The sequence below is a fragment of the Sphingobium fuliginis genome, from assembly GCF_004152845.1.
Taxonomy (GTDB): Bacteria; Pseudomonadota; Alphaproteobacteria; order Sphingomonadales; family Sphingomonadaceae; genus Sphingobium; species Sphingobium fuliginis.
In genome coordinates, this window is sequence record NZ_SEON01000002.1 from 550,621 (window position 1) to 572,211 (window position 21,591).

Consider the following 21,591-nt stretch of genomic DNA (forward strand, 5'->3'; position numbering starts at 1 on the left):
CCCAATGCTGCGCGCAGCCTTTATGACAGGACTTCTCCTAGTCGGCAGCCCGTTGGCGGCCGCACAGGACGTCACTTCAGAAGCCTCGGTCGTCCCGGCCTCATCTCATCCTCGTTGGGTAAAAGGGACGGACGTCGAACTGATGGTCGTTCGGGAAGTGAACAGCCGGTCAGCCAAGGCGGGTGAGAGATTCAGGCTGCGCGTTAATTCACCTGTTACCGTCGATGGAGCCATCGCTATCCCGATCGGCGCTGTCGCTTGGGGTGAAATCGTTTCCGTCTCAGGCACCAGCGCGGCGGGAGGAAAAGGCCAACTGAGCCTGCGCTTGATCCATGTCGACACGCAATGGGGGCCGGTCGCGTTGACCGGCACGAAGGGCACTGAAGGAGCCTCAAACACAGGCGGAGTCATTTTGGGCGTGTTAGGCTTTGGTCTGCTCGGCCTCCTCAACAAAGGCGGCAATGCGACCTTCAAGGCGGGCGATATTATTCATGGCTATATCGCAGATGGCGAAGAACCCGCAGCCCCTCCACTCTTGATCTCGAACCAAGACGCCCCTCATTCATGATAAATGGTGGCCGCTTGCGCGATCTTTACATCGCAGAATTATGTTAGACATCTGAGATAGAGAAGCCGAGAAAATGTCTTTCCGCTACCCATCTTCTAGTCCGCTTCATCCAGAGGCGCTCAAGCGGAAGCAACGTAGCCTACGTGATGGCTTCGCGATGCCTCTCACCCTTCGAGTTCACCGAGCGCTTTCCTGGCTGCGCCGCGCAGAAGCAGATGAAGAAGACGAAGATATACGCTTCATCTTGCTGTGGATCGGCTTCAACGCAGCATATGCGGGTGACGTTGGACTAGCGTTGGGTGGAGAGAGCCAGCGCGAGCGCGATGCCTTCGCGCGCTTTTTCTCCACTTTGGTTGGCTTTGACAGTAAACATCGAATTTATGACCTGGTCTGGCAGCGCTTCAGTCAAGAAATTAGGCTGCTGCTAGACAACCGCTATGTCTTCGCGCCCTTCTGGCATCATCACAACGAGGTTGCCGGTTTCGAGGACTGGAGCGGTATGCTGGAACGGGAGCGCGTCGCTACGGCGAACGCTCTTCGTCGCCACGACACCGCCACCTTGCTGTCGATATTGTTTGGACGCCTGTACGTCCTGCGAAACCAATTGGTCCATGGAGGGGCAACCTGGAATAGCGAGGTCAACCGCACTCAAGTTAGAGATTGCGGCGCCCTGCTGGGCTCCCTTCTGCCCCTCTTTATTGACCTGATGATGGACAATGCGGATCATGAATGGCCGATGCCGCACTACCCGGTGGTCGATTCACCGGCTTGACGGCTCGGGGCCGTGCCGGACTTCAATGTCTAAAGAATCATCGTCGTTGACGTGCAGCACGCCACAAAGTCAGAATCCGCCGCCGCACCATCAGGAGGCGTCGCGTGCCGTCCGGCTTGCAATATGGGTTCGGACAACGTGCCAACTGTTGCGAAGCTGACGGCGGCGATTGTCGACTTCCTCGCGCGCGCGGCTCGCGATCCGTTCAAGGTCAACGACCAGTTCACCAGCAAGGCTGCTCCGCTCTGCGTGGTCGGCGTCCTTCATCAGTGCGGCTGCCGTTGAAACCGCATCTGGCACAGTGCGCGAGATGAATGTCGAACAATCGACGATGCTCCATTCGACCGGGTCCCCAGCTGCCATCTCCAACACTTGAGCGCAGCGGCGCCTAGCTGCGGAAAGACGCTGAGCATATTCAGGTGCAAGCTCTCCCGCCATTTCCCACGCCTCAGCGATGCGGGGATCCGCCTCAGGCTTGATCGCTTCCTCGACGATCGGGAAGGACGTCGACTGATCCTCTTCCATCGGGGACAGCGGACGAGCGGCGCGTCCGTCTCGAACCGCGAATTTCCTCCAACACAGGACGAAGGCTGCGATCGCGACACTCACAACCGCGATTCCAAACCAGTCACCGACGACAGTGATAGGCAAAACAACGAAGGCAACGAGGCCAGCCAATCCCGCTAACAGCGCCGCTCCCGCCACCTTCGCAGACATATAGGCGACTTTGACAATGCTCCGCAAAATCTTAAGCGCCGCATCCCAAGCCATGCGCAGCAAAACAGCGCCGGTAACCAGCAAGAACGCAATTAAAATTAGCCGTCCCAACTCATTTCTCCGAGATAGACACACCTAATCCGACTGTTCTCGCGCCGCGTTTGTCTAGCGCACTCACCAACCCGGAATGCTCAAGCTCCTGCATAATCCGGCGTGCATAGGCATATTGAATACCCAACTCTCGAGCTAATCGGTTTGTCGAACCGGAACCTGATCTTGTTACCAGATCGCGAGCCATTGCGATGCGATTAGCATGCATGACCCCGCTATCGCTTTGGCACTCGCCCTTCACCCCGTTCTCGCTCAACCGAACAGGCCAAAGAGCCACCTCACACCGGAGGCCAGCATCATGCCCGTGCCCAGCAGGATAAGGCCTCCAATAATGATCGCTTCTAGAGCCACTAGATAAGGGAATGCAGGACCATCCGCTTCTGTACCCTTCTCATCCCAGCGACGAGCCATCACCTGCACTCCCGCGCTAGTTCGAGCCCATTGTCCCACTTCCTCATATAAACCGCCTGCCCGCGGCCGATCTGCTCACAGGCAACGTTCACGCCGTTTACGTAGACATGCGCTAGGGTACGCCCATAGCGGTCGTGTCCGACGCGGCGAATGCTGAGGGATCCGTTCATCAGATTTTGTAGGCTGCGTTTGCTCGCCTGGCCATCGCCAGGAGCGCAGACGCGCCCTGCCGGACACCCATGTATCTCAGGGGCATCGATACCGACCAGACGTACGCGTTCACCGTCCAAGCGCAGGGTATCGCCATCTACGACGGTTACAGCCGCCAGCAGGAATAATCCAAACATGTTACGTTCCGTTCAGCGTTTCTCGATCATCCCGCTGCCTTCATGGAGGTGGGGCTGACCCATGACAGGTTGAAACCGTTTCGCCATTAGCGGGCTTCCGGTCCCAGACGATGTTTACTGACCCGACCTAACGTTCTTCGCCAACACGGAAATCGCGCCACCGATCAGCAAGCCTGCTCCAACCGTAACGAAGGGGACGACTGCAGCGATAGCAGCGCCGGCCGCAGCGCCGGTGATGGCCGTGCGCCCCATCTCCGTTTCCCAAGCCTTCTTAACCCCATCGACAGTCTTCTCGCCAATTTTCTGGCTGACCTTTGCGGAGCTGGCTCCTGCCTCTTTCAGCTTATCTCGATCAATCTTCATGATATTTCCCCCTATGATGCTTTCACCACCCTATCGTGGCTGCTGGGTCAAGACAGTTTGGCCTCACAAATGCCATGGCGAAGTAGGTACGACCGTATCTGTCAGATTCGGTCGTATTAGCTCTGACCGACGCCAAGCTGGTGCCATCGGGGATGGCTAGAAAGGACAAGAATGGAACAACGAGACGCTGCCAGTACCCCCCGCACGAGTTCGAGCCATCCGCTGCAGATCGCGTTCGTCCAAACACGCGAGAACGGCGGCAGAATAGGAATTACATTCTGCCCGGGGAAAAAGCAGCCCGACGCGATGACGGGTGCGTGGGATCGCGACCTTTGCATCGACCTCGACGCCATTCAGGCTAGCGGAGCCGCGGCGGTGGTTTCTCTCATAGAGGCCGCAGAATTCCAGAGCCTCGGCGTGGATCGGCTCGGCGAGGAAGTGCGCGCGCGCCACATGGACTGGTTCCATCTGCCCATTGCTGACGTGAGCATACCAGGCCCGCTGTTCGAGCAGGAGTGGACCACCATCGGCGCAAATCTGCGCTCACGCCTACGCCAGGGCTTCGATATCGTGATACATTGCAAGGGCGGCTTGGGACGCGCTGGAATGATAGCCGCCCGCCTGCTGATCGAGATGGGAACCGAGCCAAACGCTGCCACAGAGCAAGTGCGAATGGCTCGTCCTGGAGCGATCGAAACGCATGAGCAACTCACCTACGTCCAGCAGAAAGTCGCTGTCGCTGAGGTGCGCCCCGCCAAGATGCCGGGGGCCACGCGTGATCGAGGCCGAGGTGCCTTGATCGGACTGGCTGTAGGCGACGCACTGGGGACCACGTTGGAATTTGCGCGCCGGGACAGCTATCCCGTTCTGACCGACATGATCGGTGGTGGCCCATTCGGCTTGGAGCCCGGCGAATGGACAGACGACACGTCAATGGCGCTCGCCTTGGCGGACAGCCTCATATCCTGCAACGGCATTGATGAAGCGGATCTGATGAAGCGCTTCGTGGCATGGCGCGATGAGGGAGCCTATTCATCAAACGGGCACTGCTTCGACATCGGCATGACCGTCGGTGCGGCATTGGCCAAATGGGAGCGATCAGGGAACCCCATCGCTGGATCAACAGACCCTACGACTGCGGGGAACGGGAGCTTGATGCGCTTGGCGCCAATCGCTCTGCGGTATCATGACGACATACCTGCTCTCGAAGAAGCCGCTGCACGTCAAAGCCGGGTCACGCATGGAGCGCCTGAGGCCGTAGATGCCTGCGTCATCTACGGGCGAATGATCGCGATGGCGATTGCCGGCAAGACCCTCAACGATGTTCTCAGCATCCCCACAGCGAGCGTAACTCGGAGAATCTCCGACATCGTTGGTGGATCCTGGCGCGGTAAGCCGAGGCGGGATATTCGCGCGTCAGGCTATGTGGCCCATTCGCTTGAAGCGGCACTGTGGTGCATCGGCCGGACCGGCAGTTTCGCCGAGGCTGTCCTTACTGCCGCAAATCTCGGCGAGGACGCTGATACGACAGCCGCCATAACGGGCCAGCTCGCGGGCGCTCTCTATGGCGAAAGTGGCGTCCCAGAAGCCTGGCGAAACCGGATCGTCGGATATGAACGCATCGGCGAAATGGCAGATCAGCTTTTGTCTCGATAGATATTCACACCAGCGCTGTCCCTCCAGCCAACGCCGCCGCTCCACGAGCCGCGGGCCTCAATTTCCGCCTTTAGACTCTTGAAAAAACGACGGGTGCGGTCGTAGTTGGACACAAATGGGGGGTAGTGCAGCATGACCGATCGTATGGCCAAACTGGATCGATTGTTGGCGCTCGTTCACGCGCTATCGGAATCGACAGAGGGCCTGACTCTCGATGACATGGCGGAAACGCTCGGCGTCAACCGCCGGACCGCCGAGCGTATGCGCGACGTCATCGCTCGGCACTTTGACCTTGAGGAAGTGACAGAAGATCGCCGAAAGCGCTTTCTCATCAGGGATAGCCTTCGCCGTGTCTACACCCGCCCCACTGCCGCTGAAGTCGCAGCACTACAGGCCGAGGTGGATGGACGGCGAGAAGCTGGCCAGACGGTTCGTGCCGATCAACTCGCGAACCTTCTGGCCAAGGTGAAAGGGGCGTTCGACGACCGCGAGAAACGCCGCATTGACCCTGATCTAGAAGCCCTCACCCGGCTTCAGCGAACGATGGTCACCGCAGGCCCGGTCGCGACCGTACCGCCCGAGACGGTTGCGACCGTCCAAGCTGCGATATTGTCCGGTTGCTGCCTCGAGTTCAGCTATGCCGCTGTTCAGCAGCAGGAGCCGCGCTGGCGACGAGTCATTCCCTTCGGCATCGTCCACGGCCCCCTGTCGTACCTGGTGGGGAAGATGCCCGACCGAGAAAATGATCCGGTCTATTACCGGCTGGATCGTATGATCGACCCCCGGCTCAGCGAAAAGCTCGGCTGCGCCCCAGATGACTGGGATATCGACGCCTGGCTAGCCGACAGTTTCGCTGTCTGGCGAGACGAGAAGCAAGACGTCGTGCTTCGCGTCCACGCATCGGCAGCTGCGCGAGCCCGAGAATGGCGCTTCCATCGCCATCAGCAAATCGAAGAACTGGAGAATGGAGACCTCCTCATCCGGTTCACCAGCGGCGGCATGCGGGAGTTGGCCGAGCATCTGTTCACTTGGGGTAACGAACTCGTCATCGAGCAGCCTGATGCCCTGATTGAGATGATGCGCCAGCGCATCGTGGCGGCGTTGACGATGTTGCCAACTCAGGCCCAGCCATCAGAAACGACCACATTTGTCGCACCGACGATGCATAGTTGAACCATGACGATCAGCTCTCCAACATGCTTCTCCACGCTCCCCTATCTCACAATGATGGTGGCGGCATGAGCGTCTCACCTCGCCCGCATGGCCTTTCCAAATCCCGGATCACCTACTTCGAGCAATGCCCGAAGCGGCTCTGGCTCTCGGTGCATCGCCCTGAGCTCGCTGAAGATGATGAGGGCGCAGAAGCGCGGTTTGCTGCCGGACACGAGGTTGGCGCCGCTGCCTGCTCGCTCTTGCCGGGTGGCATCATGGTGGAGGCTGAACCCGATCTGTCCGCCGCGTTGGCAACGACGAAGGCTTTACTGGAAAGCGGTCACGAGGATCCGATCTTCGAAGCTACCTTCCAGCATGATGGCGTTCTGGTGCGCGTCGATATTCTCGAGCCAAATGGCCTTGGTGGTTGGCACATGGCTGAGGTCAAAAGTTCGACCAAGCCCAAGGATTATCACGCCAATGACCTGGCGACGCAGGTCTGGGTCGCCCGTGAAGCCGGCGTGCGAATCGACAGCGCAGCGATCCGCCATCTGGATTCCGATTTCGTTCTCAAACCTGAAGGGTCGCTTGAGGGGCTGTTTTTCGACAGCGAACTCACGTCCAACATACAGGATCGCGTCGAAACGCGAGCGGCGGTGGTGGCAGCTGCACGCGAGACGCTCGCGGGTACCGAACCCAACATCCTTCCTGGCTCACATTGTAACGGGCTCCCCTGCAATTTTGCGGCATATTGCGAGGCAGCGCTCCCGCCAGGCCCGGAATGCCCGGTGACCCTGCTTCCATACGGAGGCGGCAATCGGTGGCTGCAACGCGGGGTCGAGGATCTTTTCGACGTCGACCCTTCGGGGCTTACCAATCCGACCCATCAACGGGTGTTCCAAGCCACCCTAACCGGCAAGCCCGATCACAATGTGGAAGGTGCCCGAGCCGCCATGGCGGATTGGGCCTTCCCTCGGACGTGGTTGGACTTTGAGACGATCGCGTTCGCCATTCCGCGTTGGGTGGGCACCCGCCCCTATCAACAGGTTCCGTTCCAGTTTTCCGCTCATATCGAAGCGGAGGATGGAAGCCTTGAGCATCATGAATTCCTGAGCCTTGATGGGGCGGACCCACGAAGGGCTTGCGCCGAAGCGCTGGTAACGAAGATACCCAGATCGGGCGCGGTAGTCGCTTACAACGCAGGCTTCGAAAAGGGCCGCCTGCGCGAACTTTCTGAGTTTTTCCCCGATCTGGCAGACGATCTCAATTCGATCATTGAGCGGGTCGTCGACCTTTTGCCGGTCACTCGCGCCAACTGGTATCACCGCGACCAACGTGGCAGCTGGTCGATCAAGGCTGTTCTGCCCACCGTCGCTCCAGAGCTTGATTATTCTGAGCTGGAGGTCAAAGATGGCGGGAACGCCCAGGCCGCATATCTCGAGGCCATCTCCCCCGAAACGACGGCAGCCCGCCGAGCAGCACTCGATACGGCGCTACGCGCTTATTGCGGGCGAGATACAGAAGCCATGATCGTCCTTGCCAAGCATCTCTGCCAGAACGGAGATGGCGACTAAGCCAACGCCGGCCAATCCTTCCGCGATCAAGTTACGTCCATTTCTGTCGCCAATTTTGCGAAACTTAGCCCATGACCGAATCGATACCCGCCTTCCGGCTGATCCATAGTTCTGACTGGCATATCGGGCATGAGCTGTTCAGCCATGAACGAGAGGCAGAGCATGGCGCATTTCTCTCCTGGCTTCTTGATCGCCTAATAGCAGAAGAAGCGGATCTCCTGCTCATAACGGGTGACATATACGATGTGGCGAATCCGCCAGTGTCGGCCATGGCACGCCTTTATGCATTTCTTCGGGATGCAACGACGCGCTGCCCCAATCTGCAGATCGTCATCATTGGTGGGAACCATGACAGCGCCGCGCGGATCAATCTACCCGCCGCACTTCTCGGCCCTGGGCGCATCCACCTTGTGGGCTCCCTGCCCCGCGCAAATGGCGTGGCAGACCTCGATCGGTTGCTGATCCCGCTCACCGATCGGACGGGTAAGCCCGCAGCATGGTTGGCAGCCGTTCCCTACTGCCGGCCTGGAGATACGGGCGCCGGCGGCCTTGCCGAGTTGTACGCCAACGTTCTGACGGCGGGCGCTGCACGAGCAGACGAGCTGCCTCTCATAGTGACCGGCCACCTTCACGTCGCGGAAGGGGACATCTCTGAACATTCAGAACGTCGAATCACCGTGGGCGGGGAGGAAGCCCAAGCCACAGCCCTCTTTGACGACCGAGCAACCTATGTTGCGCTTGGCCATCTTCATCGTCCTCAGACGATCAAGGGCGATACTCTGATCCGTTATGCGGGTTCGCCGTTCCCCTTGTCCGCAACGGAAAGGCTCTACCGCCATTCAATCAGCATAGTGGACTTGGCGGCCGGCGGTGCGAGCGTCCGGGACGAAGAAATTCCCCGCCTTGTCCCCTTTCTGACAATCCCGGCCGACGGTCCAAAGCCGATCGGCGAGGTTGAGATCGCAATTCAGGGATTGGATTTCGATCCCGATATGCCTCGCGGGCTGCATCCATTTGTGGAAGTTTCAGTCCTCGTTGATGGCCCTGAACCAAAACTACAGGCTCGGGTCATGGCGGCACTCGATGGGAAGGCTGTGCGGCTGACGCGCATTGCACGGGTCTCGGCTCGTGAGGCCACCAACCAGGCCATCGCTGAGCGCGATGTAGATCTAGCCGAACTGCTTCCTGATGCTGTTTTCGCAGAGCTGTTCGAGCGGGCTCACGGCAGCGAACCGCCGGACGATTTAAAGCAAGCGTTTCAGACCCTTCTCATCGAGACTCAAGCATCGAGGGAGGACGCCTAATGCGTGTCCTAGCAATCCGCGGACGCAATCTCGCCAGCCTGAACGGCGATTTTAAAGTTGATTTCGAAGCCGAGCCACTGAGCGACGCCGGCATCTTCGCGATCACCGGCCCGACAGGCGCAGGGAAATCTACCTTGCTCGACGCAATGTGCCTGGCATTGTTCGATTCTGTACCACGTCTCGGCGCAGCACCGGCACGGGCCAAGTTCGAAACTGCCCAAGGTGACGAGTTGTCGGCAGGAGACCCTAGGGCCATCCTTCGGCATGGCTCCGGCGAGGGTTTCGCCGAGCTCGACTTTGTTGGGCGAGACGGAGAGCGCTACCGCGCCCGGTGGACCGTCCAGCGCGCTCGTCAGAAGACCGATGGTCGTATGCAGGCTACCCGGCACAACCTCACGCGCCTTGCTGACGGTGAGATCTTGGGGGGGACCAAAACTGAAACGCTGGCGGAAATTCACCGTCTCGTCGGTTTGTCAGCTGAGCAGTTTCGTCGGGCCGTCCTCCTGGCACAGGGCGATTTCGAGGCCTTCATCAAGGCTGACGATAACGAGCGAGCCCAGCTACTCGAACGGCTGACGGGGTCGCATATTTATGCGACTCTTGGCCGCGCAGCTCATGGAAAGGCAACGACACTCCGGGCCGAGCAGCAGGCAATCCTAGATCGCATTGAGGCGCAGAACGGCCTCGACGACGAAGCACGCCAGGTCGCCGAAGAGCAGCACAGTGCCGCGAAGAACGTCGCGGATAGAACCGCGGCCACGATTGGAGAACTCTCCAAAGCTGCTCGCTGGGAAAGCGATCGTACGGCCTTGGCCAACAAGGTGACGGAATGTGAGTTGGCCGTATCGACCGCGAACACTGCCCGCGAAGAAGCCGCCCCTCGGCATGAGACATTGCGCGTGCGCAAAGCCGCGTTCGCCCTCGCAGGAGACTGGACCGCCGTCCAAGATGCGGCCACGCTGGCGCAGGAAGCGCGCCAAACTCTTGTGGTGCGGCAAAGTGAACTTGGGCAGGCGAGCGAGCGCGCGACGCAGACGGCAGCTGAAGAAAGTCATGCAGCAGCTCAACTCCAGCTCGAGACGGAACGGGTCGCCGCTCAATCTCCTGAGATCGAAGAAGCCCGTGTGCTCGACCGGAAGCTGTCCGACACAAACGCATCGCTTGATGGCATAGCAGACGTTCGCGCTGCGCGCGCGCAAGCCCTATCCGGATGTCGGGAGCTTGAGCAGGCCGCCAACACCTTGTTGGCTGAGGCAGCAGAAACTCGTGACGGCCAAGCATCGTGGCTTACGGCGAACGCCGGGCTTGCCACGTTGGCTGCACAGCAGCAGGAACTCGCGGCAGAGCTCGTCGAGATCGCAGCGGTCGATATAAAGCTGTCCGAGCTTTCAGAGAGCGCAGAGGAAGCAGAGGCTTCCAAAATAGAGGCCGACGCCAGATGGGAGGCCGCCAAGGCAGCCGAAGAGGGAACAGCCGCCGCTGCCATGTGGGCTCGCAACATATTGGACGAGGCTAAGGCTTCAGCACCCTCAGATGCTGCCTTCTCAGCGCTCATTGAAAAACGGGATCGCTTGGGAGGTCTTTCCCCTCTCCTAGTAGACTGGAAGCATCAAGAAGCTCAGGTAGAAACATCCCGCGACCTCCTCGTCCGTCTGCGCAGCAATTTCGATGACGCTAAGGCCGAACGCGAAGATCTGGTCGCCCGGCATTCCCAGGTCAGCTCCTCCCTTCCTATTCTGCGAGCGCAATTGCAGGAGGCACGGCGTGCCGGCGAGCTAGCCGAAACGGCCTCGGGCGAAGCGGCAATGCAACTTCGCGCCACGCTTGAGGATGGACAGGCCTGCCCGGTTTGCGGAGCGACCGAACATGCGTTGAGTGCGATCGACTCACTCTTAGGCCTCCAGCTTCGGGAGCAGCGGGAGCGTATCGCCCAGCTGGACGCCTCACTGTCTTCAAAGACCGCTGAAGAGGCCGCCCTCACCACAGGCATCCAGTCTACTGATCAATCGATCCTCCGGCTGAACCACGACATAGAGAGCCAGACCGCAGCATTGGCCACGGCCAGCAATAATGCCCAGTCTGCCTTTGCAGTCCTGTCAGAAAAGTGCAGCTCCGTGGGCCTTGATCCGGCCGGGCCGGACTTCGAAGCTACTCTGCAAAGCGAACTCGCCGCGCTGGACAAGCAGCGCGCTTCGATGACGGAGGCGAGGACCGCAGTCACGATTGCGCAGGTCGCCGATGAAAAGGCTCGAAACGAGTGGGAGAAATGCCGCGCAGCCTCCAGTCTCGCCGCTCAGACAGTGCGCGATATCGAACAGCAATCGAGCGGCATAGCGGAGCGCCGATCGCACGCTACCGAAACACGTGATCGGCTCGCGCGGTCGATCGACGCGAGGTTCGGCGGCAGCGCAGATTGGCGACAGTTACCTGAACCCGCAGCCTGGCTCGACGAATCGGCCAAGGCTTGGCGCGCCCACTCTGCGGAACATTCACGGCTTCTCGCCGCAATTCCGGGGCTGGAGAAGTCCGTTGCTGACGCGCGTACGGAGACCGCCACAGCCACCGCCCGGTTCGACGAAATCGAGTCTCAAGCGAAGGGTTGGGAGGAGGATCAGCTTCGGCAAACGGACGCTCGTAAGAGCCTGCTTGACGGCGACACAGTGGATATCGTTGTCGCCCGCAACGAAGCGGCCCTATCGCAGAGCCGCCGAGCTGTGGAAGTTGCCCAATTAGAGGCCAGCAAGGCGCGAGAGCGGCAGGCGGCCGCAACAGCTCACAAAGAGTCCGCGGACCAAGAAGCAAAGCGCAGGATCAAGGACCATCTTGATCGCCAAGGTCGATTTCACGCACGCATTGCTGAGTTGGCGATCGAAGAAGACGCCGTCGCCGACGCAGCTCGAGCGGGACAGGAGGCCATCGATCAGGAGGCTGCGGCTCTTGCCAACATCGACAGGGCCGCAGAACAGGCTGCTGCCCTCCTGACCCAACGACAGCAGGATCTGAGCCGCCACGATCAGACTGACCCTCCTTCCCTCTCCGGCGATGCCCTTGCTCAAGCAGTCAGCGAAGCCAAACAAGCTGACGAGGCGGCCCAGCAGGCGCTCCAAGATGCCCAATTCGTACTCCGCCGGGATGATGAGGTTCGGACGCAGACTACGAAGCTTCGTGCCGACCTGGAACGCGAGCGGGCAGCGGCGCAGGTGTGGCTCGCCCTTGATGAACTCATCGGCGATGCGACGGGCGCTCGGTTCCGGCGCTTTGCCCAAGGCTTAACGCTTGATCGCCTGCTGGCGCACGCAAATTCGAGGCTGACGGATCTCAAGCCCCGTTATGAACTCCAGCGCGCTTCTGGTGCCGACATGCTTATCCAAGTGATCGACCATGACATGGCTGGCGAAATCCGCGGTGTGCACAATCTTTCAGGCGGCGAGCGCTTCCTCATCAGCCTTGCCCTGGCACTAGGCCTTGCCGAGATGTCGACCGGCCGCGGCCTCAAAATCGAAAGTCTGTTCATTGATGAGGGGTTTGGCGCATTAGATGGTGCCAGCCTCGGCCAAGCCCTATCGGTATTGGAGCACCTCCATGCGACGGGCCGCAGAGTGGGCGTCATCAGCCATGTCGAGGAGATCAAAGAACGTATTCCAGTGAAAATCGAAGTGACACCAGTGGCACGGGGCCGCAGCGAACTGGCCGTAGTCAGCGGATAGATAACTCACAGGTTTCATATCTTGATCCGCCCTCTTGATGTTGTTGATTCAACAATCCGCCAATGATCGGCGCTGGGGCATTCGCAACTGTCGAGTTCGGGGCGTCGATCTGAAGAATATGAGATTTGCGCCATAAGAGTTGGTGACTGTAGCCGCCAAGAGAGCTGTCATAAAAAAGGAGTAGGCGGTCACTACGCATACCGTTGCCTCCACCCTCCGCCCAATCGTGCGGAGCAGCCCCCGCCTCATCCCCCTCGCGAGTGGGGCCGGCCTCGATCTGCAGAGGAGGCAAGCGTTCGCGGTCACCGTAGGTGCCGTGCCAGCTGACACGTCGGACCATGCGAGGTGGTACATGCTCGATTGCGAATGGCCGGTTCGGAGCTCGGATGTGGGATAGCTGCCGATCGGGCGCGTCGCGTACCGAATAACACCGATACCGAGAACTCCTCCGAAGTTACCGTTCTGCGCTGCCAGGCTCCTGACCGTCTCGCGGCGAGATCCACCTTCGTGCAAGACCGCTTCAGCCCGAGGCCGCGGAGACCCGCGAGATCGCGGAGAGGTCGATCGCGAGCTCCCGCCCTCCGGTTTCATCAGCCCCCACGCGGCGGAGCATCGCGACGAAGGCCTCGGGGTCTGGCTGGCCCAGGGCGAGCCGGTAGTAGAGCAGGTCCTCGAGCATGCGGTCGCGTCGGGCGGCCCGATGGCTGAACCGCCAGTCGAAGCTGACGCTGGTTGGACGGCCTTCGGCCGGAAGCCACCATCGCTCGAGTCCCGTGCGATCGCTGTCGATCCTCCTAGCCAACGAGATCAGCTCGCCGAACGGGCTCGCGCCACGGGTGGCCGCGAGCGAAGGCGCGCCGTGCTCCCGCGCCAGCGAGCGGCGGACCGCGAGGCTTCCGTATCGCGCGATGCGGCCCTCGCGCTGCTCGAAGTCGACCGGATCGCCTGGCAGGTCCCAGTGGACGATCCGGCTGCACCACAGGTGAAAGTCCAGCCCCTCCTGGCCGATTGACGTTGTGCAGAGCATGTGCGGCCAGAAGGGCGAGTTGAACGCGCGGCGCAGGGTGTCACTGCGGAGGCGCCTGCCGCCCTTCTTGCCGCCTCGGCTTTGCTCGCCACTGGCGAAGGGGGTGACAGCCTGCACCGGGACGCGGTGGTTGGCTTTGCCGCGGCGGAACTGCACGAGGCCGGGACGGTCGAGCAGACCCGCCGAAAGCTGTTCGACGATCTCCAGTCCTTCGGCATCGCCCAGTCTGGAGAGGAGGCACATCTGCTCGTCCAGCACGGCCTCGAAGCCCCCCTTGAGCATCGCGTCGGCAAGCGCGTCCGGATAGCGCTTTTTCTTGGACGATGACTGGATGAGGTCGGCAAAGACCCTGTGGCCGAGATAGGGTCGCAGGCTTTCCCATGAGAATGCAAATGTCCGCTGTCGGTCCCGGGGTCGATGTTGCGGTACGCCGTGACGCACGAGGCATCGCGCCAAGATCGATCCCGGCGATGACAAGAGGTGTTCACTGAGCGCCGCCACCTCGGCCGGCGAAACCCGGTTAATCTTGGGCAGGTCGGACCAGTTTTTGGCTTTCGCACCCCTGGTGGCCTTTGCAGCCAGCCGGGACACGCCTTGGTATGTGGTCCCATTGATCTCGCGCTCGATCCCAGCCGCGACGATCCAGGTGGGACGTTTCTCCGTCCCATCGACGCGGATCCGCTTCGCCAGCAGATACGCCTCGAGCTGCCGCCGGGCGTCCGCCCGGACGCTCGTCAGCGTCGTGCCGCTGGACTTCTGCGGTTCGATCGCGAGCGGCAGGTTGGGCCATGGCATGAAGAGTCCGACCAGCGCACCGGTCTCGCTGCCGCCCGGTCGCAGGAGCGGGACCGGCGCCTTCTCCTTTGGCTTGCGAAGTCCGCCGAACAGGTTGATTGAGAGGAGCGCCGAGATGGCGGTCGGGGCACCGCGCCACCTGCTGAACAGCAGCGTCTTGCCAGGTAGCGGTCGCCTGCTAGACCACGGGCCCTCCAGTCGCCACCAAGCGACGGTTGGCGGCTGCCACGGCAGCGAGAGGTGGCCCGGATCCCCGACCAGCTGGGCGAGATGGCGCAGCTGGGGGTGCGCCAGGCTGCCCTTGCCGCTTCCGGCTTCGATCGGAGCGGGCCTGGCGGTCTTGAGGGACTTCCAGACCTTGTAGCCTTGCATCGTCTGCGCAGGGTACGGGATCGAAGTCCACATCGCTGGCGCCCAGCCAGCGAACTCCGACCCCGCCGCCTCGGCGAAATGCTTGAACACGACGAGGTCTTGGGTCTCCACCGAGACCTGCGGGTTCTCGCGATCGAACAGATCCTCCTTGTGCACCAGGGCACGCTCCGTCCGCGCCATCAGCGGCCGGAGGAGCGCCTCGAGCCTCTCCTTAGCGGCGAGGACCGAAGCACGGATCGCGTCCCTCGTCCCGGTCGTCTGCAGCGCCCGGTGGTATTCGCGCATCGCGTCTTCGACCGCGGCGCGGCGACTATCGTCGTCAGCGAGGAAGCCAGCGAGATCGATAAGTGATCGGTAGTGATCGACTTCGTGGATCTCGTCGCCGCCGAGGCGTCGTAGCCTGTAGGGCGTCGCCGATAGCAGCAGCACCGCTGGTCGCTCGTCGCCGCCGAGAAGTGCCTCCACCAGGAGCCGGTGGATCCGCGCACGCTCCTGCTTGAGCGGGACGTTCGACGTCTCGGTCTTCGGAATGATGAGGTCAGCGTATCGGTGGAACTCGTCGAGGACGACTAGGTCGGGCTTGACCGTCCTAAGGCGGAGGGCAGCCAGTGCGAGAACCGATCGGAAGCGCCCCACGAACTCGACTATGTCGACGTCCTCGCGATCGAGCCATTTCATGGCAGCCTTCTCGATGCTTTCCGACGGGCAATCGAAGACGTCCCGCATCGCCCGCTCGATACCAGCGGCGGTGAAGCCGTTCAGGTCACCGCGGTCGGCGAGCAGGCGTCGTCCGCCGGCCGCGCGCTCGCGGTCGAGCCGCTTCACGGCCGACAGCAACGCCGGGAAGCGGTCGAGCGCTGAGCGGATCAGTTCGCGCTCTGCCTTCCGCCCGGTCCTCGGGCCCGGCTTCCAACCGGGCAGGCTCGTTTCAGGTGTGAAGGTGAATACCCGGAACCCGTTTCCCTCCTCAGGCAGCCAGCCAGGGACCAACGCGAGCCGGTCGCCGCCGGGATCGTATTGCTCGGGGTCGATACCGGTGAGCGAGACGAACTTCGGCCGGTTCTGACCGGCTATCTCAAGGCTCGGGCAGAGATACATCACGTTCAGCCGCCTGCGTCCCGTTTGCAGCCGCTGGGCAATCGTCCGGGCGATGACGGTCTTCCCGAGGCCGACCTCGTCGGCTACGAGGAAGCGGCGCGACCCGCTGGCCTTGAGAACCTCGCTCGCCACTTCGACGGTCCGGGACTGGAACGGTGCCAGTTCCATCATACGCCTCCATGAATGGCGTCGTGGACGGTTTGAAGGAAGGGCCGAACCTCCGACAGGTCCGCGAGCGCTGCGCGCCTCTCTTCCTCATCAGGCAGTTCTTCGAAGGTTTCGCGGAAGGAGTCGAGCATCGCCATCATGCCGGCAGTGCGCCGCTCAAAGCCGCGCGGATCGCGAGCCCATACGGACAGCATCGTCTCCAATGTGAACATCTCAGGTATCCGCGAGGGATCGCCCTCGCGGGACTTCAGCAGCCCATCGGACCACCGCTCGCCCGCCGTGCCGTCGAGACCGTCGAGTTGTGAGCGTAGCCAATCCCGGAACCTGCTGGCCCCGATGTATCTGGCGAGGAGCGCTAGGTCGCGCCGATCGCGGTCGAAGCCCGAGACAGGTAGCGAGAGAACCCAGCATCGCTGGATCGTCGGATCCTTCAGGCTGGTCGCGCGGAACGAAACGAGGGAGGTCTGCTCGCTCGGCACGATGCTGCCGCGAAGCAGTTGAACGCTCCGCATGCCGGTGTCGATACGGACCCAGGCGTCGGGATCGAGGAAAGGCGCGGCCTCGAAACGCGCGGATGCAAGCGCGGTGTCCGCGCCTGCGCCGAGGGTGAGCGTCAAGCCGACGTCCTCGTATTTGAGGCCGAGCTCGCACTCGAGGAACAGGGCGATTCGCTCGTCCAGCTGCCGCTGGCTCTCCTCCCGCTCCGCGAGTTCCCCGTCCACCCGGGAAGGGTCGAACTCGAAGCCTGACTTAGCGAAGCCGTGCAGCGAGCCGGCCAGCGCTTTGTCGGTGACGTCAAGGATGGCCACGGCCTCCGCGTTTGGACCCAGCAGTCCGCGCTTGGTCAGGTTCGCACTGCCGAGCATGATGGCAGACTGGTTCCCCTTGCTGACAGCGATCAGCTTGGCGTGGACGCCTTCTGGTAGGGGCTCGGTGAACTCCGCAGTCCTGTCCTCGGTCTGCTGCTCGACCGAGACCGTAGTCTCTGGCTCGGGCGCCGAAGCCGTTCGGAAATCTATACCTGAAAGCGGCGCGCACTCGCCGGCCGCCACATCATTGGTGAGCAGGGTGACGAGGGGTGAGCCAGCGCGCAGCACCTCGCATAAACCGGTCCTGTCGATGAAGGGGCTGACCGCGCTAACCATCTCCGCCCGATCCAGCAAAGGCGCGGATATGAAGGGCCTAGTCTCGCCAGGCCTCCTCCACAGCAGGCGCCGGACGGCCGTCCCGGTGGGAGCAAGCCAGCGCGCCGCGCGCAGCTCGTCAAGTTCGGTCGAGGTGAACTCGCCTTCGACCAGAAGGTTTCGCGCCAGTTCTGCGATGTCTGCAACCGGGCGCGCGGCCCTGTCGCGCGACGTCACTAGGAGAAGACCCGCATCAAGGTCGCGCGAGCCGGTCAGGTTCCGGCTACCGATCCAGAAGCGCCACTGGACGGGGTCGCCATCATATCGAGCGAGGGCGACCTTCGGATGCCAGCTCTGACGACGCTCGTTCGCGGGGATCGCCTCGACCATCGTGTCGAGCAGCGGAAGGATCGACCTGTGCGCCTTGGGCGCGACGATCCGCCCCATCTGATGGAGGACGCGGAGCTTGCCTCGCACGCTGTCGAAAGCCTTCACAAGGCTCAGCGGCGAGTTCTCGAACTCGGCCTCTCCGTCGCCGCCGAGCGTCAGGACTAGCCCGAGCAGTGCGACGAGGTCGAGCGAGTAGGTCGCGACGACGACCTTGGAGACGGACTGCCCGAAGTCCGGCCGAAGGGTGCCGAACACGGATATTCGGTCTTTCGGAGCGAAGCTCATTGCGGCCTCCCAACCCGGATTATCATTTCGCGCACGACCGGCCACCGGTAGTCGAGCGGGGTCGCGACTCCCTTGCGCCATTCCGCCCTACGCTTGGCGTTCAGCAGGTAGGCGCGCTCGCGCTTGAGCTCGCGCTCGCGAATTTCGAGCGGGCGGGCGATATCGTCGAGCGGGCCGTCGGACCGCACCCACTCCAACATCTCCCGCACGAAGCGAGTCAGATTGGCATCCATACGCGTTGCGGCCTGCAGCGCGTCGACGTCGGTTTCGAGCGCCGCTTGGCGATGCTCAGCGACGAGGCCGGGAAGCGCCGCGGCGTGAAACCGGTCGTTGAGTTCCAGATCGACGTTGCGCTTGGCCTCGACAAGGGCCGCATACGCGGCGCGCGCGATGCAGGCGATAGATGCCGCCCTCCGCGCGAGCGCCAGCAGCTCGCGTTCTTCCTCAGTGGCCACGGCTTTCACCCCGCGCGCCCATAGAGACTCTGTCGTGACGCCAGCCTCCGCGAGTCGACTGAGAAGCGGGCGTGTTCCGCTTGGCCCAGCCTTCCGCCACTTCCGGCGGATGTAGTCGGCCTCATTGTCGCGGAGCTCGAAGTCGAGAGGTCCGGTCTTGCGGGTCCAACCCGCTGGCGCTGGTGGAATTCCATCGAAGAGTTCTGCGATGGACGTCCTAAGCGCGTCGCTGTCCTCCCGCGACAGCAGCCTTGGCCAGGCGGCCTGCAGCTGGGACTCGGTTGGAGCGCCGGAGATGCCCGCGATCGGGCTGGCGATTTGCCAAGACCGGAGGGCAGTCCAGTAGATCGTGCTCGCGCGGACGACCGGCCGCTCCTGGGCCTGATACTTCATCCAGCCCGAAATGCCGGAGTTCTGAAGCTGGAGGACGCCCTCCATCAGCCGTCGGGAGTAGCGCCGCTCGATCTCGAACAGCCGGTCCCTGTCGAAGCGGCCGCCGGAGCTCGCGGCCAGCAGCTCCTGATAGGCCCATGCAACGAAGAACACGTAGCGAAGCTGCTGATGCTGGACCGAGGTGCCGGGGAAGAAGCGGTCGGCGAACGCGAAGTGGATCGGTGCGAAGCCGAGCTCGTCGCGCGTCCCGTCCGACGAAAGCTTCGACAGGAACCGGTGGGCCGCGTCGCGATCGGCCTCCGAGAGCATGAACCATCCGATGGCGGGCGAGCTGGTCATCTGACCGCTCCTATGCCGGTCAGAGCAAGCTCTTCCCGCTCATGCATCAGCCGCGTGCCAATGACGAGGGTCCATGCCGCTGCGAGAGCCACGTGAGAAGAGCCGAGCGCAGCAAGATTATTCTCGATAGTCGGAACTGCATGCGCAGGAGTGTTTCGACCGCTCTCAGTATTTGCTCCCCGCTCGGCAAGCCAAGCCTTAAACTCCGCTTCTTGCAAATCAGCCCCCCATTTTCCGCGTCCAGCTAACGCTATCGGCTCGTTGGAGCTACGATTTTCTTGTTAACTTTCCACGCCTTTTAGACGAGCCAAGTTGTGCAACATTCTGCGACAGTAACGGTCGTATGTCTGAGAACGGGTTCGCAATTCCGGGGGCCTTGGCGGAGCTCGGCTCTCTCACAATGTCAACGCGAACGGCCTGATTGTTGCGCAAGCCAGGCCAGTTGACGATCGATGTCGGCGTCAGTTTCGACCGGAGGTTCAGCATGCGGTTGCGTGTGCAGGGGGGCAACGGCTGATCGCTCCACAACAGCTTCCTTCGTGCTTGGTTTGTGAGCGGGCACTTCGTAGAACACCGGATCATTATGCTTGACCACGGTTTTTTCGGGCACGTGCTGCGCCATGAAAAGCGCGTAGCTCAACAAGCGCGGTAGTCGAAGCTTGCCTATTTGCGTCCGATGTTCATCGTCCAGCGCCTTGAGCTGAGGCAATCGCACGTTCTTCGTGAACGCGACGCTGAACGATCGCCTTTGCGATGAAGGGAGACGTGCAGTTTCCTCCTTGCGCTGTTTGGTCAACCGCTCAGACAGAGCCTTCCGCTTTGCCCGGTGCGAGCGTTTCAGCTTCTCCCGCTCGAGACGCGCAATTCGGCGCGCCTCGAAATGCTGCGTCCGGTATAGATTAAATTCTGTCCGGTCTGGTCGCACCTCTTCGACCTTCATCTCCGGGCAGGCGCGCAGATAGTCGGTATTTTCAGGCCACCACCGCTCAAAGGTGATAGCGTCCGCAGGGCGGCGCTTTTCGATTTGAAGCAACCCATATCGGCACTCCGCGGTATCCAGATCGGAGGCTTTAATCCGGTTATTGACGCTCCGCAGATCGAACAGCGTCAGGCCAACGATCCTCGCCCCTGTCTTTTTGCTTTTGCGCAAAGCAGCCTCGAAGCCCACACCGATGGCGGCGAGAGCCCGTGCAGCTTGATGCCAACTTGGAAGTTCCAGAGCGGCACGGATGTCATCAGCCCTTTCAAGCAAAGACCGCTCACCAGTTCGGGCCTGTCGATGTTCATGGGCAGCTTTGGTCCGACGCGACGGCCCGGCTTCGCGTGCCAACTCCATCTCGAGGTGGGTACGCAATTGGCGCAGTTCGAGCCGCTTCTCGATCGTCCTGCACAGGTCTTGAAGCCGAAACAGTGCAAACTGATTGAACGAACGCCACACGATATTCGCCATGGGCAGCTGCTCAACCTCCGGCTTTTTGAGGGCGAAAGAAGGTACCCCCTTCTGGCGCGCGTGCGGCGCGAGGAAAGCCTGCTTCGAAGGTGTCTTGAGAGTTAAAGGCGACACGGTGCAGATCATGAGGTGAATGTGGTCATACTGCTTATCGCGATGGCGGACGGCAACTAGCTGGTGACCGTGAAGGCCGAATTCGTCGAGCAGATCATCAATGATCTGCTTCCATGTCGCGTCAGACAGCTCCCCGTCTTCGACGGCCGCGGAGAGCGAGATGTGCATCACGACCGCCTTGGCGCGAGGCGCCTGCTCGGCGACCAAAGCCATCTCCGCTGATGCATTCCCGAGTGACGAAACCTCGCGCAGATCGAGGATCTCGTGATCGCGATCGTAGGTGAGGTATATCTCCAGGCCGGAGAAGTTTCTGCCCCATGTGATTGAGGGGATCACGACGCAAGCATCCTGCGGATGGCGTCGAGCAGGTCTGCATAGGCGGCTTGCAGCTCGCCCACGAGTTCGACGGAGCGCGCGGTATTCGCATGACGCGCAATCTGGTTGATGTTCTGGCCGATACGCCGGACATCATGAACCAACTGACGCGAAGGAATGAGCTGGGGGTGCGATTGCCGCACCAAACGGCGGAGCACTTCAGCAGTTGAGATGTCCGAATGTTTTGCGATCTCCTGGAGGAGATCATATTCGGCAGGAGCCCAGCGGGTTGGAAGCACGACGGTGCGCACACGAACCTCGCTGCCTGAGCGATGGGTCATTTCATTTTCTCCAGAAACAAGGGTTTCGAAAAGTCTTGGAGGGAGGGGTCCAGGGGAGGGCAACGCTCCTCCCCGGCCAGGTCCGGCCTCGACTGAGGCAGCGCCAGAGCGGCCACGCGACAAAGCTGACGTCACCGCGCTGATGCGCGGTAGTCGAAGGCCAGCCCTGGCTAATTTCCTCCCAGGCTAATTTGAAAGCACACTAAACTTAAACCCGCAGCTATCTGCGGACGGAGCCGAAGG

General features: G+C 61.5%; 17 protein-coding genes. 7 read left to right on the forward strand and 10 right to left on the reverse strand.

The window, feature by feature from the left end; all coding sequences use genetic code 11:
• Nucleotides 1-4: 4 nt before the first annotated feature.
• Both EWH10_RS07435 and EWH10_RS07440 read left to right on the forward strand, forming a co-directional pair.
• Nucleotides 5-568, forward strand: a complete 564-nt coding sequence (locus tag EWH10_RS07435; protein WP_130029907.1) for a hypothetical protein — start codon at nucleotides 5-7, stop codon at nucleotides 566-568.
• Between the two features lie 73 nt (nucleotides 569-641).
• Nucleotides 642-1,340 carry a HEPN domain-containing protein gene (locus EWH10_RS07440; RefSeq protein ID WP_130029908.1) on the forward strand — a complete coding sequence of 233 codons (699 nt, stop codon included), beginning with the start codon at nucleotides 642-644 and terminating at the stop codon, nucleotides 1,338-1,340.
• 90 nt (nucleotides 1,341-1,430) lie between these two features.
• Here EWH10_RS07440 and EWH10_RS07445 read toward each other — a convergent pair whose 3' ends face one another.
• From EWH10_RS07445 to EWH10_RS07460, 5 genes are all read right to left on the reverse strand, one after another.
• Nucleotides 1,431-2,168, reverse strand: a complete 738-nt coding sequence (locus EWH10_RS07445) for a hypothetical protein (RefSeq protein WP_130029909.1) — start codon at nucleotides 2,166-2,168, stop codon at nucleotides 1,431-1,433.
• Nucleotide 2,169: 1 nt separating this feature from the next.
• Nucleotides 2,170-2,376: a DNA translocase FtsK gene (locus EWH10_RS22225; protein ID WP_165363338.1), complete on the reverse strand. Its 207-nt coding sequence runs from the start codon at nucleotides 2,374-2,376 to the stop codon at nucleotides 2,170-2,172.
• A gap of 44 nt (nucleotides 2,377-2,420) precedes the next feature.
• A complete protein-coding gene (locus tag EWH10_RS21710) occupies nucleotides 2,421-2,579 on the reverse strand; it encodes a hypothetical protein (RefSeq protein WP_165363339.1) in 159 nt (52 codons plus the stop codon).
• Nucleotides 2,579-2,926 (reverse strand): thermonuclease family protein, encoded by a 348-nt coding sequence (locus EWH10_RS07455; RefSeq protein ID WP_130029911.1) that lies wholly within the window; start codon nucleotides 2,924-2,926, stop codon nucleotides 2,579-2,581. Before EWH10_RS07455 ends, EWH10_RS21710 begins: the two co-directional genes overlap by 1 nt.
• Nucleotides 2,927-3,040: 114 nt before the next feature.
• Nucleotides 3,041-3,289 (reverse strand): hypothetical protein, encoded by a 249-nt coding sequence (locus tag EWH10_RS07460; RefSeq protein ID WP_130029912.1) that lies wholly within the window; start codon nucleotides 3,287-3,289, stop codon nucleotides 3,041-3,043.
• Between the two features lie 171 nt (nucleotides 3,290-3,460).
• Between EWH10_RS07460 and EWH10_RS07465 the strand changes: the two genes are divergently transcribed.
• From EWH10_RS07465 to EWH10_RS07485, 5 genes are all read left to right on the forward strand, one after another.
• Nucleotides 3,461-4,945 carry an ADP-ribosylglycohydrolase family protein gene (locus EWH10_RS07465; protein WP_130029913.1) on the forward strand — a complete coding sequence of 495 codons (1,485 nt, stop codon included), beginning with the start codon at nucleotides 3,461-3,463 and terminating at the stop codon, nucleotides 4,943-4,945.
• A 132-nt stretch (nucleotides 4,946-5,077) separates the two neighbouring features.
• Nucleotides 5,078-6,118: a helix-turn-helix transcriptional regulator gene (locus EWH10_RS07470; RefSeq protein WP_130029914.1), complete on the forward strand. Its 1,041-nt coding sequence runs from the start codon at nucleotides 5,078-5,080 to the stop codon at nucleotides 6,116-6,118.
• Nucleotides 6,119-6,183: 65 nt separating this feature from the next.
• Nucleotides 6,184-7,671, forward strand: coding sequence for a DUF2779 domain-containing protein (locus EWH10_RS07475; protein WP_130029944.1), 1,488 nt, complete (start codon nucleotides 6,184-6,186; stop codon nucleotides 7,669-7,671).
• A gap of 71 nt (nucleotides 7,672-7,742) precedes the next feature.
• Nucleotides 7,743-8,975 (forward strand): exonuclease SbcCD subunit D, encoded by a 1,233-nt coding sequence (locus EWH10_RS07480; protein WP_130029915.1) that lies wholly within the window; start codon nucleotides 7,743-7,745, stop codon nucleotides 8,973-8,975.
• Complete coding sequence (locus EWH10_RS07485; protein ID WP_130029916.1) at nucleotides 8,975-12,682, forward strand: AAA family ATPase; 3,708 nt, start codon at nucleotides 8,975-8,977, stop codon at nucleotides 12,680-12,682. Before EWH10_RS07480 ends, EWH10_RS07485 begins: the two co-directional genes overlap by 1 nt.
• 520 nt (nucleotides 12,683-13,202) lie before the next feature.
• On the opposite strand, the gene EWH10_RS07490 is transcribed toward EWH10_RS07485, so the two are convergent.
• From EWH10_RS07490 to EWH10_RS07510, 5 genes are all read right to left on the reverse strand, one after another.
• The gene (locus EWH10_RS07490; protein ID WP_165363340.1) at nucleotides 13,203-16,142 is read right to left on the reverse strand and encodes a DEAD/DEAH box helicase; all 2,940 of its coding nucleotides are present in this window, start codon (nucleotides 16,140-16,142) and stop codon (nucleotides 13,203-13,205) included.
• A complete protein-coding gene (locus EWH10_RS07495) occupies nucleotides 16,142-17,941 on the reverse strand; it encodes a phospholipase D-like domain-containing protein (protein ID WP_130029918.1) in 1,800 nt (599 codons plus the stop codon). The genes EWH10_RS07490 and EWH10_RS07495 overlap by 1 nt, the downstream gene beginning before the upstream one ends.
• Nucleotides 17,938-19,128, reverse strand: a complete 1,191-nt coding sequence (locus EWH10_RS07500) for a DUF6361 family protein (protein WP_130029919.1) — start codon at nucleotides 19,126-19,128, stop codon at nucleotides 17,938-17,940. Before EWH10_RS07500 ends, EWH10_RS07495 begins: the two co-directional genes overlap by 4 nt.
• Nucleotides 19,129-19,531: 403 nt before the next feature.
• The gene (locus EWH10_RS07505) at nucleotides 19,532-21,028 is read right to left on the reverse strand and encodes a relaxase/mobilization nuclease domain-containing protein (protein WP_130029920.1); all 1,497 of its coding nucleotides are present in this window, start codon (nucleotides 21,026-21,028) and stop codon (nucleotides 19,532-19,534) included.
• Nucleotides 21,025-21,348, reverse strand: coding sequence for a plasmid mobilization protein (locus tag EWH10_RS07510; RefSeq protein ID WP_130029921.1), 324 nt, complete (start codon nucleotides 21,346-21,348; stop codon nucleotides 21,025-21,027). The genes EWH10_RS07505 and EWH10_RS07510 overlap by 4 nt, the downstream gene beginning before the upstream one ends.
• Nucleotides 21,349-21,591: the final 243 nt, after the last annotated feature.

Bases quoted from the DNA above. Each gene is read 5' to 3' on its own strand.
- EWH10_RS22225 (WP_165363338.1), bottom strand. From the start codon at position 2,376: ATGCATGCTAATCGCATCGCAATGGCTCGCGATCTGGTAACAAGATCA.
- EWH10_RS07470 (WP_130029914.1), top strand. From the start codon at position 5,078: ATGACCGATCGTATGGCCAAACTGGATCGATTGTTGGCGCTCGTTCAC.
- EWH10_RS07465 (WP_130029913.1), top strand. From the start codon at position 3,461: ATGGAACAACGAGACGCTGCCAGTACCCCCCGCACGAGTTCGAGCCAT.
- EWH10_RS07460 (WP_130029912.1), bottom strand. From the start codon at position 3,289: ATGAAGATTGATCGAGATAAGCTGAAAGAGGCAGGAGCCAGCTCCGCA.
- EWH10_RS07435 (WP_130029907.1), top strand. From the start codon at position 5: ATGCTGCGCGCAGCCTTTATGACAGGACTTCTCCTAGTCGGCAGCCCG.
- EWH10_RS07510 (WP_130029921.1), bottom strand. From the start codon at position 21,348: ATGACCCATCGCTCAGGCAGCGAGGTTCGTGTGCGCACCGTCGTGCTT.
- EWH10_RS07440 (WP_130029908.1), top strand. From the start codon at position 642: ATGTCTTTCCGCTACCCATCTTCTAGTCCGCTTCATCCAGAGGCGCTC.
- EWH10_RS07485 (WP_130029916.1), top strand. From the start codon at position 8,975: ATGCGTGTCCTAGCAATCCGCGGACGCAATCTCGCCAGCCTGAACGGC.
- EWH10_RS07455 (WP_130029911.1), bottom strand. From the start codon at position 2,926: ATGTTTGGATTATTCCTGCTGGCGGCTGTAACCGTCGTAGATGGCGAT.
- EWH10_RS21710 (WP_165363339.1), bottom strand. From the start codon at position 2,579: ATGGCTCGTCGCTGGGATGAGAAGGGTACAGAAGCGGATGGTCCTGCA.
- EWH10_RS07495 (WP_130029918.1), bottom strand. From the start codon at position 17,941: ATGAGCTTCGCTCCGAAAGACCGAATATCCGTGTTCGGCACCCTTCGG.
- EWH10_RS07475 (WP_130029944.1), top strand. From the start codon at position 6,184: ATGAGCGTCTCACCTCGCCCGCATGGCCTTTCCAAATCCCGGATCACC.
- EWH10_RS07490 (WP_165363340.1), bottom strand. From the start codon at position 16,142: ATGGAACTGGCACCGTTCCAGTCCCGGACCGTCGAAGTGGCGAGCGAG.
- EWH10_RS07480 (WP_130029915.1), top strand. From the start codon at position 7,743: ATGACCGAATCGATACCCGCCTTCCGGCTGATCCATAGTTCTGACTGG.
- EWH10_RS07500 (WP_130029919.1), bottom strand. From the start codon at position 19,128: ATGACCAGCTCGCCCGCCATCGGATGGTTCATGCTCTCGGAGGCCGAT.